This is a genomic window from Janthinobacterium sp. GMG2 (genome assembly GCF_033949445.1).
GTDB classification, from domain to species: domain Bacteria; phylum Pseudomonadota; class Gammaproteobacteria; order Burkholderiales; family Burkholderiaceae_D; genus Janthinobacterium; species Janthinobacterium aestuarii.
Genome location: NZ_JAXAWA010000004.1, coordinates 540,190 through 554,428, shown reverse-complemented (window position 1 = coordinate 554,428; position 14,239 = coordinate 540,190). Strand labels below are relative to the sequence as shown.

16 protein-coding genes are annotated in these 14,239 nt (G+C 63.3%); 3 read left to right on the top strand and 13 right to left on the bottom strand.

All coding sequences use genetic code 11. From position 1 onward, the window contains the following. Nucleotides 1-58: 58 nt before the first annotated feature. Nucleotides 59-502: a DUF192 domain-containing protein gene (locus SKZ59_RS18265; protein WP_034751589.1), complete on the top strand. Its 444-nt coding sequence runs from the start codon at nucleotides 59-61 to the stop codon at nucleotides 500-502. Nucleotides 503-658: 156 nt separating this feature from the next. Here SKZ59_RS18265 and rpsT read toward each other — a convergent pair whose 3' ends face one another. After that, nucleotides 659-925, bottom strand: coding sequence for a 30S ribosomal protein S20 (rpsT, locus tag SKZ59_RS18260; RefSeq protein ID WP_010395935.1), 267 nt, complete (start codon nucleotides 923-925; stop codon nucleotides 659-661). Nucleotides 926-1,222: 297 nt separating this feature from the next. Here rpsT and murJ point away from each other — a divergent pair, with 297 nt between their 5' ends. Then, complete coding sequence (murJ, locus tag SKZ59_RS18255) at nucleotides 1,223-2,770, top strand: murein biosynthesis integral membrane protein MurJ (RefSeq protein WP_319992551.1); 1,548 nt, start codon at nucleotides 1,223-1,225, stop codon at nucleotides 2,768-2,770. A 95-nt stretch (nucleotides 2,771-2,865) separates the two neighbouring features. On the opposite strand, the gene SKZ59_RS18250 is transcribed toward murJ, so the two are convergent. The 12 genes from SKZ59_RS18250 to gspG all read right to left on the bottom strand — a co-directional run bounded on the left by SKZ59_RS18250 (nucleotide 2,866) and on the right by gspG (nucleotide 12,990). After that, nucleotides 2,866-3,363, bottom strand: coding sequence for an FxDxF family PEP-CTERM protein (locus tag SKZ59_RS18250; protein ID WP_072454501.1), 498 nt, complete (start codon nucleotides 3,361-3,363; stop codon nucleotides 2,866-2,868). Nucleotides 3,364-3,603: 240 nt separating this feature from the next. Next, nucleotides 3,604-4,254: a type II secretion system protein gene (locus SKZ59_RS18245; RefSeq protein ID WP_319992550.1), complete on the bottom strand. Its 651-nt coding sequence runs from the start codon at nucleotides 4,252-4,254 to the stop codon at nucleotides 3,604-3,606. A gap of 5 nt (nucleotides 4,255-4,259) precedes the next feature. Next, on the bottom strand, nucleotides 4,260-4,652 hold the full coding sequence (locus SKZ59_RS18240) for a type II secretion system protein (RefSeq protein ID WP_034751597.1): 393 nt from the start codon (nucleotides 4,650-4,652) through the stop codon (nucleotides 4,260-4,262). A gap of 3 nt (nucleotides 4,653-4,655) precedes the next feature. After that, nucleotides 4,656-5,147 carry a type II secretion system protein gene (locus SKZ59_RS18235; RefSeq protein ID WP_034751600.1) on the bottom strand — a complete coding sequence of 164 codons (492 nt, stop codon included), beginning with the start codon at nucleotides 5,145-5,147 and terminating at the stop codon, nucleotides 4,656-4,658. Beyond that, the gene (locus SKZ59_RS18230) at nucleotides 5,144-7,171 is read right to left on the bottom strand and encodes a secretin N-terminal domain-containing protein (protein ID WP_219329277.1); all 2,028 of its coding nucleotides are present in this window, start codon (nucleotides 7,169-7,171) and stop codon (nucleotides 5,144-5,146) included. The genes SKZ59_RS18235 and SKZ59_RS18230 overlap by 4 nt, the downstream gene beginning before the upstream one ends. Next, entirely contained in the window at nucleotides 7,171-7,692 is a 522-nt protein-coding gene (locus SKZ59_RS18225) for a hypothetical protein (RefSeq protein ID WP_319992549.1), read from the bottom strand. Before SKZ59_RS18225 ends, SKZ59_RS18230 begins: the two co-directional genes overlap by 1 nt. Then, on the bottom strand, nucleotides 7,689-8,261 hold the full coding sequence (locus SKZ59_RS18220; protein WP_319992548.1) for a hypothetical protein: 573 nt from the start codon (nucleotides 8,259-8,261) through the stop codon (nucleotides 7,689-7,691). Before SKZ59_RS18220 ends, SKZ59_RS18225 begins: the two co-directional genes overlap by 4 nt. Further along, nucleotides 8,258-8,806, bottom strand: a complete 549-nt coding sequence (locus SKZ59_RS18215) for a hypothetical protein (RefSeq protein WP_319992547.1) — start codon at nucleotides 8,804-8,806, stop codon at nucleotides 8,258-8,260. The genes SKZ59_RS18220 and SKZ59_RS18215 overlap by 4 nt, the downstream gene beginning before the upstream one ends. Further along, a complete protein-coding gene (locus SKZ59_RS18210; RefSeq protein ID WP_319992546.1) occupies nucleotides 8,803-9,621 on the bottom strand; it encodes a hypothetical protein in 819 nt (272 codons plus the stop codon). Before SKZ59_RS18210 ends, SKZ59_RS18215 begins: the two co-directional genes overlap by 4 nt. Then, nucleotides 9,614-11,308 (bottom strand): GspE/PulE family protein, encoded by a 1,695-nt coding sequence (locus SKZ59_RS18205; protein ID WP_319992545.1) that lies wholly within the window; start codon nucleotides 11,306-11,308, stop codon nucleotides 9,614-9,616. The genes SKZ59_RS18210 and SKZ59_RS18205 overlap by 8 nt, the downstream gene beginning before the upstream one ends. Continuing rightward, nucleotides 11,305-12,510, bottom strand: coding sequence for a type II secretion system F family protein (locus tag SKZ59_RS18200; protein WP_319992544.1), 1,206 nt, complete (start codon nucleotides 12,508-12,510; stop codon nucleotides 11,305-11,307). Before SKZ59_RS18200 ends, SKZ59_RS18205 begins: the two co-directional genes overlap by 4 nt. A 36-nt stretch (nucleotides 12,511-12,546) precedes the next feature. Continuing rightward, complete coding sequence (gspG, locus tag SKZ59_RS18195; RefSeq protein ID WP_034782166.1) at nucleotides 12,547-12,990, bottom strand: type II secretion system major pseudopilin GspG; 444 nt, start codon at nucleotides 12,988-12,990, stop codon at nucleotides 12,547-12,549. A 465-nt stretch (nucleotides 12,991-13,455) separates the two neighbouring features. Here gspG and SKZ59_RS18190 point away from each other — a divergent pair, with 465 nt between their 5' ends. Then, the gene (locus SKZ59_RS18190) at nucleotides 13,456-14,217 is read left to right on the top strand and encodes an NF038120 family PEP-CTERM protein (protein ID WP_070303870.1); all 762 of its coding nucleotides are present in this window, start codon (nucleotides 13,456-13,458) and stop codon (nucleotides 14,215-14,217) included. Nucleotides 14,218-14,239: the final 22 nt, after the last annotated feature.

The window sequence follows — 14,239 nt, the reverse complement described above, 5'->3', positions numbered from 1 at the left end:
TTGACCAGCCAGCCGCCAGCGTGGCTTAATCGCCGCTTCGCAGCCACCGTCCCGCCCCATGAAAAATTCCCTTTGCCGTCTCAGCCTGTCCATCGCCCTGCTGTCTTGCGCCAGCATGGCCCAGGCGCAAACCAGGAGCTTGCAACTGTCGGCCGGCATGCATTTGATCCAGGCGGAAGTGGCCGCCACGGAAGAGCAGCGCGAACAGGGCTTGATGTACCGTGAAAAGATGCCGGCCAATGCAGGCATGCTGTTTGTTTTTGGCAACCCATCCACGCAATGCATGTGGATGAAAAACACGCCGCTGCCCCTGTCGGTGGCCTTTATCGATGCCAGCGGCAAGATCGTCAACATCGAAGACATGCAGCCGCACACGCTCGACAGCCATTGCTCCACGAAGACCGTGCCTGTGCGCTATGCGCTGGAAATGCATCTGGGCTGGTTCAAGCAAAAGAACATCAAACCGGGCATGAGCATCGGCAACTTGCCGGCGGCGCGCTAGGCCATGGCGGCGGGCCGCTAGCGGATGCGGCCTTAAAAATCAGAATAAAAACGCGAAAAAACCCGCCAGAACGAATCTGCGGGTTTTTGCTTTTCAACCAGTGCCAGCGTACCGGCACAGACAAGGCCACCGTGGTGGCTTGCCTGCTGGCGAATATTAAGCGGACAGTGCTTTCAAAGCAGCTGCCAGACGGCTCTTATGGCGAGCTGCCTTGTTTTTGTGGATGATCTTCTTGTCAGCGATACGGTCGATGGTCGACACGGATGCTTGGAAGATTGCAGCAGCAGCTGCCTTGTCGCCGCCCTGGATCGCTTTGCGAGCAGCTTTGATAGCCGTGCGCAAGGTCGAACGTTGGGACGAATTGTGTGCGTTTTGCTTAACTGCTTGACGAGCGCGTTTGCGCGCTTGTGCGGTATTTGCCATGGAATTTCCTAAAACAGGGTCAAAGTGCGTTTGCAAACATTAGTGTTTGCCAACCGGTGCGTTCTGTGCGTCTGCCGAACCATGTGTGCCAAACCAGTGCCTGTCAAACATTAGTGTCTGCGTAACAGAATTCTGTACAGCCTTCGATTATAGCGATATTTTCAAGCGGGGGCAAATCAAAAAACCGTGTGTCACGCCAAAAACACGTGAAAATGAGGCTGGCAAGGGCGAATCGGCGGCAATTGTTACCATATTTTAACCGTTTAACGGTACCGCGCCCGGCTATAATCTGCCCCCATGAACTTGCTTAAAACCCTCGCCGCCATCTCCAGCATGACCATGCTGTCCCGTGTAACCGGATTATTGCGCGAAAGCCTGTTCGCGCGCGCCTTTGGCGCCGGCGCCTACACGGACGCATTCATTGTTGCCTTCCGCATCCCCAACCTGTTGCGCCGCTTGTTTGCCGAGGGGGCGTTCTCGCAAGCCTTCGTGCCGATCTTGTCTGAATACAAGAACCAGCACGGCCAGGAAGCGAGCAAGCAGCTGGCCGACCACGTGGCCACCACGCTCGTCTGGGCCACTCTGCTCGTGTCCGCCATCGGCATCATCGGCGCGCCCTGGTTCGTGTATCTGATCGCCACGGGCCTGACCAAGGATGCGGGCGCTTTTGACGCGGCCGTGTGGATGACGCGCTTGATGTTCCCTTATATTACTTGCATGTCCTTCGTGGCCCTGGCTGGCGGCATCTTGAATACCTGGCGCGAATTCAAGATTCCCGCATTCACGCCGGTGCTGCTGAACCTGTCATTCATCGCCGCCTCGCTGTTCCTCGCGCCCTATTTGAAGCAGCCGATCTACGCCATGGCGATTGCCGTGTTCGCCGGCGGCCTGCTGCAGGTGGCCATCCAGATTCCCGCGCTGATCAAGATCGGCATGCTGCCGCGCCTGTCGATCAATCCCGCCATCGGCCTGTCCGACGGCGGCGTGCGCCGCGTGCTGAAGAAGATGGGACCGGCTGTGTTCGCCGTCTCGGCGGCGCAGATCAGCCTGATGATCAATACGAGCATCGCGTCGCGCCTGGCCGAGGGCAGCATTTCCTGGCTGTCGTATGCGGACCGCCTGATGGAGTTCCCCACCGCCATGCTGGGCGTGGCCCTGGGTACCATCTTGCTGCCCAGCCTGTCGAAGGCGAACGTGGATGGCGACAAGACGGAATACTCGGCCTTGCTGGACTGGGGCATGCGCCTGACTTTCCTGCTGGCCCTGCCCGCCGCCGTCGGCATGGCGACCCTGGCCACGCCGCTGATCGCCACCCTCTTCCACTACGGCAAGTTCACGGCCGAATCCGTGACCATGTCGACGCAGCCACTCGTGGCCTACAGCCTGGGCCTGATCGGCATCATCCTCGTCAAGACCCTGGCGCCCGCGTTCTATGCGCGCCAGGACATCCGCACGCCCGTGAAGATCGCCATCGGCGTGCTGATCGCCACACAGCTGATGAATCTGCTGTTCGTGCCCTACATCGCCGTGGCCGGCCTGGCCCTGTCGATCGGCCTGGGCGCCTGCCTGAACGCCAGCTTCCTGTACTGGGGCTTGCGCAGGCGCGGCATCTACCAGCCGAAACCGGGCTGGGCCAAGTTCTTCCTGCGCCTGCTGCCGGCACTCATCGTGATGGGCGGCGTGGCGTATGCGGGCGCCGTGCGCATCGACTGGATCGCCATGCAAGCCCATCCGCTGCTGCGTGCCGGCGCGCTGGCCCTGGTGGTGGCCCTGTGCGGCGTGGCGTACTTTGCCACCTTATTTGCCGTAGGCTTCCGCTTCCGCGATTTCAAGCGCCACGCGTGATTGCGCAGGACGCTGTTGCCGGCGTCTCGCATCAAGCAGCTGATTCAGACGAAAAAAAACCCGCCGAAGCGGGTTTTTTTCATTGCAGCGTAAGCTTAAGCAGCTTTCTTGGCGCGGCGGCGGGCCACAGCACCAACCAGCGCCAGGCCGCCCAGCAGCATGCCATAGGTTTCTGGTTCTGGTACTGGCAGGGCCGAAACCGTGCCTACGTACTGAACATTTTTCACCAGGGTCAGGCCCGTGACTTGCACCGTGTAGGTGCCTGCAGCCAATTGACCTGCCCAGCTCAGATTCTGGATGCCGCTAGCCGTGCTCTTGGTCAGGTCGCCATAGCCGACCAGAGTAGCAGCGAAATCCTTGATCGCGCCGTTAGCAACGGAGAACGTTTGCAATGCACCGAACGAGGTCGACGATGGGGCCAGCAACTGGAAAGTCCACGAATCATTGATATCCGAATTGATGGCGAACTTGGTCGTGAAAGCCGACAGGGTATCGGAACCGGTTGGATCCAGGATGCCCAGGTCATAGGTTGCTGCCGATGCGCTGAACGATGCTGCTGCCATGATACCTGCAGCGATAAATTTCAATTTCATAGTTTATCCCTTAAAAAGTAATTTATGGCTGCAATGCGCAGGCCACCAATAGTTTTAGTACCGGAAGTACTGAACAGAATGGTAGCATAATCACATCAAATTACTTATAAATATTTTATCGAAGTTTCATATGAGATAAGTATTTTCGAAATGAACTATTTGCCACTATCTATTAATTTCCACACAAGAATAGTTACCGGTGCATACATTTATTTTTGTTACGTTTTGAGGTGAAAACGCCTACTCGGCAGTGTTTTCATCTGAATTTTGCGGTTCAGGCTGCTCAATTGGCGCTGATGGCGATTGTTCTTGCGGTGGAGTAACAGGGCGAGAAAACAACGGTGGCACCGGCAAGGCAGGCGCGATGCCCGCCTCATCACTCGCCGGCACAGCTGCCGGTCCCGCAGTCGGCACGGAAGACACCCGGGCATCGACCATGAAGCGCCATTCCGAGAAATGCGCCTTGCCTTCGAAGCCAGCGAACCGGGCCTCGAAATTGCCGACCTTTAATGGCGCCGCCTGCGACAGGCTGTGCACGCCAATGATGCCGTTGCTGCCGGGCTGGTAAAGCAAGCCCCACTCGGCGCGGCCCGTGATGGGGTCGACAAACAGCTTGCGCAGATGCCGGCGCAACTGGGGCGTACGGGGATCGCGCAGCAAGGCGGCAAGGCTGGGCGGCTGTTGCGGCTGGCCCGGCGGCGTGGCGGCCGCATAACTGTAGAGGGCATCCGAAAACTGCGCGCCGATGTCGAGCAATTCCTGCTCGGCCGCCTGGCGCTGCAGCAAGGAACCCATCTTCAGCCCGGCCGCCCCTACCAAGCCCAGGATGGCCACCAGAATGATCAGGCCCAGATACGTAAAACCGCGCTGGCGGCGCGCAGAACGGTGCATGGCCGCTACCAGTCGGCAAACGGCGTGCCGCTGCGGTCCTTGCCGGGCGCGCCGCTTTTCACGTCATACACCTGGCCCGGCGTATCGTCGGGCGGCGGTACGATGAGCCAGCTGCTGTCGCTCTCCGTGATGGGATCGATGGGCATGGCGCGCAGGTATTTCTTTTCCACCAGTTGCTCCAGCGAATCGGGATAGCGCCCCGTATCGCCGTGGAACTGGTCGATGGTCGTGCGCAGATTGCGCAAATTGTCCGCCAGCACGGTTTCCTTTGCCTTGTCGAGGCTGGGAAAGTAGCGGGGCACGGCCAGGGTCAGCAGCAACGCCACGATGCCGAGCACCACCAGCAATTCGATCAGGGTAAAGCCGCGCGTGCGGACTTGGGTGTTTTCAGCGGCCATGGTTCACCATAGACGGTAAGGCACGTTGTTCAAGCCGGTCTTGCCGGACGTGGAGTACACATCGTAGACATCGTCGCCCTCGCGCGGTTCGGCCGCCTCGCTGGCGTAGCTGCGCTTGCCCCACGTTTGCGCATCACTGAGGCCAGCATCCCCATTGAACGGGTCGCGCGGCACGCGGCGCAAAAAGAACATCTTGCTGCGCTTCGGGTTGCGCTGGTCCGCCACGCCCTCGACCAGCAGTTCCAGGCTTTTCGGATAACCGCTGGCGTCTGTCGCGCGCACAATGCGACCTTCGTCGCCAGCCCGTTTATACGCATCGATCCCCTGGCGGATCTCGCGCAGCGCGCGCCGCAATTCCTGCTCCTGGCGCCGCTGCACCGTCACCTGCGTGACGGGAATGACCAGGGTGGCCAGCACGCCCAGGATGGCCAGGGTCACCAGCAGCTCGATCAGGGTAAAACCTCCCTGCCCCCTCTGCGCATGCGCCAGTCTCATTTGGCAGGCGGTGGCGGCGGGCTCACCGGTACCGGCTGGCTCGACGACAGCGGCAAGGGCGCCGCCTGCAGCGGTACGGGCTGGCCCGACGATATCGGCAAAGGCGACGGAGACGGCTCGGGCGACGGCGCCACTTCCGGCGCGGGCACCGTCTGCGGCAGCGGCGCTGGCAAAGCGCCCGGCGTCATCATCGGCTGCGCCGGTGCCGGCTGCATGCCGACGGCCGACGGGCCGGAACGCACGATCACCGTGCCCGGCATCTGCGTGGGCGCCTTGGCCGCCATGTCGGGACGGCGGCGGAAGCTGCCTTCCGTGCCGGCCGAGAATTCCGACTCCTTCGCTTCCGGACGCTGCACCGTGCGCACCAGGTGCGGCGTGATCGACAGCACGATTTCCGTCTTCTGGCTGTCGTCCTTACTGCTGCCGAACAGCCGCCCCAGCACGGGGATGTCGCCCAGACCCGGCACCTTGTTGCCCGAGCTGCGCTCTTCATTGTTGATCAGGCCCGCCAGCACCTGGTTTTCGCCATCCTTCAGCTGCAGCATGGTCGACGCCTGGCGCGTGCCGATCTGGTACAGGGTCGAGCCGCTGCGGGTGGTGGTAGCCGCGCCCAGGTTGCTCACCTCGAGCGAGATGCGGATGCCCACCTCGTTGTTCAAATAGATGGTCGGCTCGGCGTTCACCGTCAGGCCCACGTCCAGGTAGCTGATCGACTCGGAAGCGAAGCCGCCCGTGCCCGGCGAAATCGTGGTGGTCACTACGGGCACCCTGTCGCCGATGACGAACTTCGCCTTTTCCCGGTTGCGCACGCGGATGCGCGGGTTGGCCAGGATGTTCGCGTCGCCGTCCGTCTTGTTGGCGTTGGCCGTCACGGACAGGTCGCTCACGCCGATGGTGCGCTGGTTCAGCTTGTTCAGGTCGCTGATGGTCAGGCCGATTCCGCCCGAGGTGGAAAGCGGCGTCAGGGTCAGGCTCGATGGCCAGGCCACGCCCAGTTCCATCAGGCGGCTGCGCTTGACTTCGAGGATTTCCAGTTCCAGCACCACTTCCGCCTCGGGCACGTCCTGCAGCGCGATCAGGCGCTCGGCCAGGCGGATCGCCTCGGGCGTGTCGCGCACGATGACGAGGTTGAGCTTTTCATCGGCCACCACGTCGCGCGTCTTCAGAATCGTCTTGAGCGTATTGGCCACCTGCTTGGCGTCCGCGTTCGCCAGGAAGAAGGTCTTCACCAGCACTTCCTGGTACTCCTTCAATTTCGCCGCCACGTTCGGATAGATCAGGATCGTGTTCGCATCCATCACCTGCTGCTCCAGCTGGTTCGTCACCAGCAGGAAGTAAACGGCCGATTCCACCGTGCTGTTTTTCAGGAAGATCGAGGTTTTCGCGTCCGCCTTGACGTCCTTGTCGAAGACGAAATTGAGGCCGGAACGGCGCGCGATCAGCTCAAACACCTGTTTTAACGGCGCGTCGCGAAACTCGATCGTGATCGGCTGCTTGTACGACTTGGCCAGGCCCGACTCGACCACGGGCGGCGCCGTTTTGTCGTCAACCTCGCGCAGCAGCGTGCGCGCGCCCGCATGGTTCGGCTGCTCGGTCAGGATGGCGTTCAGGCGCTGGCGCGCGGGGTCGTAGCGCTTGGCGTCGATATCTTTCTGCGCTTCGGCCAGCAGCTTGCCCTGGCGCTGCTCGCGCTCGAGCGCGCGCAAGCCGCTGTTGGCCCGCTCGTTCTGCGCATCGATTTCCAGCACGCTCATGAAAGAAGCGCGCGCCAGATCGCCCTGCCCCGCCTGCGCCTGGCGCTCGGCCTGCTGCAAGCGGCTGCCGGTCGCCCGTTCGCGCGCCTGCAGATAGGCGCTGCGGTATTGCGCATTGCCGGGGTCTTGCTGCAACGCTTCCTGCAGCTTTTGCAGGCCGGCCGGCACCTGGTCTTGCGCGATCAGCTCGCGCCCGTCGCGGTAGGCTTGCTGCCCTGCGCAGCCGGACAGCAACAAGAGCAACAGCGCCGATGAAAAGGAACGAGACATCACTCGGAAACTCCAATGTTGAGCTGCTGAACCTGGTTCAACGGCAGATAAGTAAGCGTCATGACGGGCGGCGCGATCGTCACGACCTTGTAGGCGCCATCGATGACGGTATTGGCGCGCACGATATACGTCTTGTCGGCGCGCGACAGAAACACTTCCCAGGCGCCGTCGGCGGCCGCCTTGCCCAGGTAGACGAAAGGCAGCGGCGGCGCCATTGGGGGCGGAGGTGGCGGCGCGGCCGTCACCGCCATTTTCGGCGGCGGCGGATTCCAGTTCTGGCTCTGGAAGACAGCGCCGGCACCGCCAAAGGTGTCGCCATCCTCGCCCGCCACTTCGCTGCGCGGCAGCAGGGCCAGGATGACCGGCTGCGCAGCTGGCGCCTTGGCCGCAGCATGGCGCGCGGGCGCGACGGCCCGCTCCACCGCTTCAGCCACGTCGGCCACGGGCTGGCGCTCGCCGAACAGCAGCAAGGCGCCCGCGCCCAGCACGCCGGCCAGCATCAGATAATGGCGCGGGGTCATGGCGTTTCTCCCGCATCGCCAGGCGTATCGGTCAGATAAAACGTCAGGCGCAAGCGCGCTTCGAGATCCGTATCGGCGATCTGCTCGCGGCGAAAACTCAGTTCGTCGAGCGAGGCGAAAGGGACGGCACGCAGCGCTTGCAGCGCGAACTGCGACACGGCCGCATAACTGCCCTTCAGCGGCAAGGTCACCTGGTAGGTGGCGACCCGGCTGGCCTTGTCGTAGCCGCTCTTGTATTCGCCCTGCGCCAGCAGCAAACCGTTTTTTGCGGCCAGGTCGAACAGCTGCTTGACCTGCTGCTCGGCATGGCGCTGCTGTCCCAGCGCGGCATAAAAGCGCGCCAGGTTTTCGCTGGCTGTCGCCGGCGGCGCGGCGGCCACCACGGCCAGCGCTGGCTGCGGCAAGGGCCGCGCTTCCAGCTGCGCCGCCACGGCGCGCTGCTGCCAGGCCCAGACCCAGGCGGCCACGCCCAGCGCGAGCAATGCCACTGCCAGACAGGCGGGCGCACCCAAACGGCGCAGCAGCAGTTGCGCACGCAGGCGCAAGCTATTGAGGTCGATGGCCATCATGGCGTGCCCCAGCGCGCTTCGAGCTGGAAGCGCAACGGTCTGTTCGGATCGAGTGCGTTGATTTCATGGCGCAGCAGCTGCACGCGCGTGCCGAACAGCTCCTGCCGCTTCAATTGCGCGATGTAGGCCACCATGGCATCGCTGCTGGTCGTTTCCGCCGTGATCTTCAGCACGCGCTTGCGCGCGTCCGGCTCCAGCGCCAGCAGCGCGACTGCCGGTGGCGTGGCGCTGGCCAGCGCATCCTGCAGGTCGCGCCACGGCAGGTTCAATTGCAGGATGGCCGCATTCACGGCCGCCGCCTGCGCGGGCGCGATCGGCGTGGACACCGCCGGCGCCGGCCCCTGCGTGGCGGCCAGCACGCGCTGCTGCGCGCGCTGCAATTGCCCTTCGCGCAGCTGCTGGCGCTGCAGCGCGGCGCTGCCACTGTACGCCGCCGTGACAGCCAGCGCCACGCCCAGCGCGCCGACGCACCACGCCCACGCGGGCACGCGTTGCAGGCTGCGGCGCCAGTTTGGCGGCGCGAAATCGATATCGAGGCGCGTCATGCCACGCCTCCGCTATGCGCCAGTTGGGCGGCCGGTGACAAGCCGCCTTCGCCATCGGGCGCGGAAAAAACCTGACAGCTGAATTCTTTCGCTGGCGTCAGCCATGCGGGCGGCGGCGCGCCGCACAGCTGCAGCAGTGCCGGTGCGCATACGCCTTGCAGCAGCGCCTCGCGCGCCAAGGTCTGCACCAGCCAGTCCCTGCCAGCACCAGGCGGCACGGGCAGCGCGCGCACGGCGCGCAAACGCCCTTCGTGCCGCACGCCCAGGGTCAGGACGTTCTCCTGCAATTGGCCAAACCAGGCGCCCGGCTTCAAGGCGCCATGCCAGCGGTTCCAGTGGCGCGCGAATTGCGGCGTAATGAAAATCAGGGCCAGCTTGCGTGCTGCGGCCACGCGCGTCAGTTGCGCCAGCAACGCACGGGGCACGGCGCAGAAAAACGGCGCGCGCGCATCCCAGGCGCTGCTGCTGTGCCACAGGCCCGGTGCATCGCCATACAGCGACTGGAAGCGCAGCGCGGCAGCCGCCTCGATATCGGCCAGGCGCGCGGCGCCCTGCGGCATGTCCACTTGCCACAGGCGCGCCAGTCCATCGTCGAGCACCACGGACAAGGGCCAGCCCGCGTATTGCCCCGCTGGCAGAATCTGTTCCAACGCCTGGCCCAGGGCGGCAAAGCCGCCGTACGCCGCGTCGTCCGGCGCATATGCGACTTCACCGAGCGAGGTCCATGCGGGCGCGCGCCAGCGGCTGCTGCGCCACAGGCTCACCGTGCCCGCCGCCACGCCCAGGCGCAATCCTTGTCCGAGACCTCTACGCATGCAGGGTGACCCTCTTGATTTCCGTGATGGTGGTGGCGCCCCGCTTGACCAGTTCCAGCGCCGCCAGGCGCAGGCTGCGCGTGCCGTTCGCATACGCGGCCGCCTTGATCTGGCGGATCGGTTTTTTATCGACGATCAATTCGCGGATTTCATCGGTCAGCACGAGGATTTCGGCGATAGAACGCCGCCCCTTGTAGCCCGTGCCGCGGCAATCGCCGCAACCCTTGCCCTGCTTGAATTGATAGTCGGCCACGTCGGCGTGCGCCAGGCCCACGCTGGCCAGCTCGGCATCGTCGGGCGTGTACTCGGTGGCGCAATGGGGGCAGTTGGTGCGGATCAGACGCTGCGCCCAGATGCCGTTCAGGGCCGAGACAAACGCATACGGATCGATGCCCATGTGGGTAAAACGGCCGAACACGTCGAACACATTATTCGCGTGCACGGTGGTGAGCACCAGGTGGCCCGTGAGGGCCGACTGCACGGCGATTTCCGCCGTCTCGCGGTCGCGGATCTCGCCCACCATGATCTTGTCGGGGTCGTGGCGCAGGATCGAACGCAAGCCCTTGGCAAAGGTCAGCCCCTTCTTTTCATTGACGGGGATTTGCAAAATGCCGGGCAGCTGGTATTCGACGGGGTCTTCGATGGTGATGATCTTTTCGCGCCCGTTGTGGATTTCCGTCAGCGCCGCATACAGGGTCGTCGTCTTGCCCGAGCCGGTCGGTCCCGTCACGAGCAGCATGCCGTAGGCTTCCTGCGCCAGCGCGCGCAAGGCGACCAGCGATGGCGAGTCAAAGCCCAGCGCTTCCAGAGTCAGCGCGCCGTAGGCTTCGATCATGGCGCGCTTGTCGAGGATACGGATGACGGCATCCTCGCCATGGATGCTGGGCATGATGGAGACGCGCAAATCGATTTCGCGCCCGCCCGACTCGACGCGAAAGCTGCCGTCCTGCGGCACGCGGCGCTCGGCGATATCGAGTTCGGCCAGCACTTTCAGGCGCGAGATGATGTGCTCGGCCACTTCGATGCCGTTGACGGACGTGGCGTGATCGAGCACGCCGTCAACGCGGTACTTGACGGCCAGGCCGCCGGCCGTGCTTTCCAGATGGATGTCCGACGCGCCCGCCTTCAGCGCGTCATACAGGGTCGAGTTGACCAGCTTGACGGCAGGGCTGGCCGCTTCAGACACGCTGGCAAACGACAGCACGGCGGCCGTCTTGCCATCACGCCGCGCGTCACTGGCGGCGCCGGGCAGCAGGCTGTCGACGGCGCGCGCCGACTCTTCCTGCTTCGACAGGTAGGCGCCGATGTCGGCCTGCAGCGCCAGATGGATGCTCAAGACGCCCTGCCCGGCGCGCGCACTCAGCCAGGTTTGCAGGTCGAGGTCGAACGGGTCGGCGATCACGCCCACCAGTTGGCCGCCGGCGGCGCGCAGCAGCACGCTGTGACGCGCCAGCGCCTGCGACAGGGGCAGCACATCGAAGGCGGGAGACAAGGCCAGCATGTCGGCCGTTTCCAGCACGTCCAGGCCGAACGGGCGCGCCAGTTCGCGCACCACGGCGCGCGCCTCGATGCCGCTCAGCTCCTGCAATTCCTCGACCAGGCTACGCTTCGATTGCCGGCTCAGGATGCGCGCGCGCTGCAGCAGCGCGGGGTCGATGGCGGCGGGAACGGAAGAAATCTGGTTCATGAAATATCGCCGGCAAGGTCAAAGATGGGCATGTACAGCAGGATCACGATGGCGCCCACGACGAGGCCGATGGCGGCCATCAGCAAGGGTTCGAAGGTGCGCGTAAAACGGTCGATCCAGCGGCTGATTTCACCGTCATAAAAGGCGGCCGACTGCGTCAGCATGGGGCCCATGTCGCCCGTGCGCTCGCCCACGCGCAGCATGCGCAGGGAAATCGGTGTCGTCAATTGATGCTGCTCAAACGCCGACGACAGCGGCTGGCCCGCCTCGATGGCGCCGCGCGCGCCCTGCAACGATGCCTGCATGCCCGGCGAGACCATCGCCTGCACGGTGGCAATCGCCTGCACGATGGTGATACCGCCCTCGGCCAGCATGCCCAGGGTCAGGTACAGGCGCGACAGTTCATAGATGCGCACGCGCTCGCCGATGCCGGGCAGTTTCGCCAGCAGGCGCGCCACGCCGCCGTTGCGCAGCACGCGCCGCACGGCAGTGAACACGATGCTGCCGACGAGTGCCAACCCCAGCAACAGCAGCACGCCGTGTTCGGTGACGAACTGGCCCCAGCTGAGCATCACTTGCGACATCCACGGCAGGTTGCGCCCGGCGCCCTGGTAGACCTCGGCGAAACGGGGCACCACATAGCTGATCAGGAAGGCGCTGACGCCGCCGCCCACGGCCAGCAGGATGGCGGGATAGATGGCGGCGCTGACGATCTTGCCGCGCACCGCATCGATGCGCTGCTGGTAGTCGATGTAGCGCGACAGCGCGCGCGGCAAGTCGCTCGTGCCCTCGGCCGCCTTGACGATGCCGATGTACAAGGGAGGAAACAGTTCAGATTGTTCGCCCAGCACGGCGGAAAAGCGCTTGCCTTCGCGCAAGCCTTCGAGCAGGCGCGTGAGCACGCTGCGCGTGGCCGGCGAGGCTTCCTTTTCCAGCAAGGCTTCCAGCGCTTCGACGATGCCCAGACCCGCTTGCAGCAGCGCCAGCAATTCCTGGCTGAACAGCAGCAGGGGCAGCGCCCGCGCCCGCTGGCGCCCGGCCGCGCTGAACGGCGTGGCCCGCACGGGACGGATGGCGCTGACGAACAGGCCGCGCGCCTCGGCCTGGCGGCGCGCGTCGGCCTCGTCGCGCCCGTCGATCACGCACGTCTGCAAGGTAGTTACGGCCTGGTCCGTGGAAAGCGCGCGTACTTCGAACTGCATGATGGCTTGTCCGTAGGAAAAAGAATGGCGCTGGCGCTATTGCGAGCTGATGTCGGCGTTCTCGCCGCTGCCGCCCGGCTGGCCATCCTTGCCCATCGAGACGATGTCGTACTCGCCCTTGCTGCCGGGTGCGCGGTATTGATAGGCATGACCCCACGGGTCGAGCGGCACAGCCTTTTTCAGGTAAGGACCATTCCAGCGCGTGCCGGCGGCGGGCGGTGCCGCAAGCAGCGCGGCCAAACCCTCTTCCGTGGTGGGATAGCGCCCCACGTCGAGGCGGTAGGTGTCGAGCGATTTTTCAAACGCCTCGATCTGCGCCTTGGCCACCGTCACTTCGGATTTGCCCAGCTGGGCGAAATACTTGGGGCCGACATAGGCCGCCAGCAAGCCGATGATCACGATGACGACCAGCAATTCGAGCAAGGTAAAGCCGCGCGCATGGCGCGTTGCCGCAAGGTTCTGCCTGTGTGCTGCATGCATCCGGTAACTCCTTATTGCCTACCTTCAATACATTGCGTCGTTGCGCGCGGCGGATGGCCACGCACTGGCGACACGCGCTTGCCTGATGCTTATCAGCCTACCATGCCGGTTATGGTTAATACAATCTTTTCTTTGCTCTGTGAACAACAAATTCCTGCGGAAACCATCCAGTGTGCGCGAAACCGCCACGGCGCCGCGCGCGCTTGCCTGGGTGCTTGATGATTCAACTATTTTCAATGCAGAAACTATCTACTCCTGGTTACCAAATCATAGTAAGCGATGAATTTTATTCATTCATTATTTGTAACTTTCAAATTAAATTTGCAAGAATATCAAACAATGAAATTGCCTCTTTTGCTATAGTAAAAGTCAATTTTCTACGTATTGGTCTTATCCGTCCACGCAGAAAAGAGCATCCCAGACGCAAAAAATATTGCATCCTACATAATCACCAAGGGAAAATTCATGACTCGTATTGTGCATTCGAAGGCAACTGCCGCAGCAAGTCCTTTCTCGGCCAAGCAGTGGACCGGCGCCGCCATCCTGGCCCTGTCCGCCGCCTGGGCTCCCGCCGCCATCGCGGACGTGATCAACTTTGACAACGTCGACAGCCAGTTCGTCGGCCACGGCGACTCCCTGGAATTCGGCAAATTCCTGCTGACGGGCGCCTCGAATGCCGCCGGTGCCAGTTATGGCGACCTGGTCGGCGCCGTATTCGACGGCACGGATCCGGCCGCCTGCGGCATGGCGTGCCCGACCAACAATACGAGCAATTACTATGCATCCCTCAACGACGGCATCGTCTACCTCGATCCGCTGACGACGGGCGGCAGCGTCAGCCTGCAGGGCTTCGACGCCAGCTTCATCGGCTACGCCCAGGGCGTCACCTATCCGGCCGTAGCGGGTCTGTTGCGCGTGCAAGGCTTCTACGCCAACGGTTCTTCCATCTATGAAACCTATCAGCTGGGCGGCCCCATCGGCGGCAACTTCCAGTTCCAGCGCTACAACACCAGCGCCAACTTCGGCAGCCAGCAATTCGCCTCGCTGGCCTTCTTCGGATTCACTTGCAACATGGCCGGCAGTTGCAACGCCTTCACGAGCAACAAGGGCCAGTTTGCACTCGACAATATCGTCGCCTCGGTACCGGAGCCATCGACCTACGCGATGCTGCTGCTGGGCCTGGCCGGTGTCGGATTCGCTGCGCGCCGCCGCAGCAAGCAAGCCTGATTGCCGCCTCTTTTTGACTCCG

Coding starts and splice junctions, on each gene's coding strand:
- SKZ59_RS18265 (WP_034751589.1), top strand. CDS start 59: ATGAAAAATTCCCTTTGCCGTCTCAGCCTGTCCATCGCCCTGCTGTCT.
- rpsT (WP_010395935.1), bottom strand. CDS start 925: ATGGCAAATACCGCACAAGCGCGCAAACGCGCTCGTCAAGCAGTTAAG.
- murJ (WP_319992551.1), top strand. CDS start 1,223: ATGAACTTGCTTAAAACCCTCGCCGCCATCTCCAGCATGACCATGCTG.
- SKZ59_RS18250 (WP_072454501.1), bottom strand. CDS start 3,363: ATGAAATTGAAATTTATCGCTGCAGGTATCATGGCAGCAGCATCGTTC.
- SKZ59_RS18245 (WP_319992550.1), bottom strand. CDS start 4,254: ATGCACCGTTCTGCGCGCCGCCAGCGCGGTTTTACGTATCTGGGCCTG.
- SKZ59_RS18240 (WP_034751597.1), bottom strand. CDS start 4,652: ATGGCCGCTGAAAACACCCAAGTCCGCACGCGCGGCTTTACCCTGATC.
- SKZ59_RS18235 (WP_034751600.1), bottom strand. CDS start 5,147: ATGAGACTGGCGCATGCGCAGAGGGGGCAGGGAGGTTTTACCCTGATC.
- SKZ59_RS18230 (WP_219329277.1), bottom strand. CDS start 7,171: ATGTCTCGTTCCTTTTCATCGGCGCTGTTGCTCTTGTTGCTGTCCGGC.
- SKZ59_RS18225 (WP_319992549.1), bottom strand. CDS start 7,692: ATGACCCCGCGCCATTATCTGATGCTGGCCGGCGTGCTGGGCGCGGGC.
- SKZ59_RS18220 (WP_319992548.1), bottom strand. CDS start 8,261: ATGATGGCCATCGACCTCAATAGCTTGCGCCTGCGTGCGCAACTGCTG.
- SKZ59_RS18215 (WP_319992547.1), bottom strand. CDS start 8,806: ATGACGCGCCTCGATATCGATTTCGCGCCGCCAAACTGGCGCCGCAGC.
- SKZ59_RS18210 (WP_319992546.1), bottom strand. CDS start 9,621: ATGCGTAGAGGTCTCGGACAAGGATTGCGCCTGGGCGTGGCGGCGGGC.
- SKZ59_RS18205 (WP_319992545.1), bottom strand. CDS start 11,308: ATGAACCAGATTTCTTCCGTTCCCGCCGCCATCGACCCCGCGCTGCTG.
- SKZ59_RS18200 (WP_319992544.1), bottom strand. CDS start 12,510: ATGCAGTTCGAAGTACGCGCGCTTTCCACGGACCAGGCCGTAACTACC.
- gspG (WP_034782166.1), bottom strand. CDS start 12,990: ATGCATGCAGCACACAGGCAGAACCTTGCGGCAACGCGCCATGCGCGC.
- SKZ59_RS18190 (WP_070303870.1), top strand. CDS start 13,456: ATGACTCGTATTGTGCATTCGAAGGCAACTGCCGCAGCAAGTCCTTTC.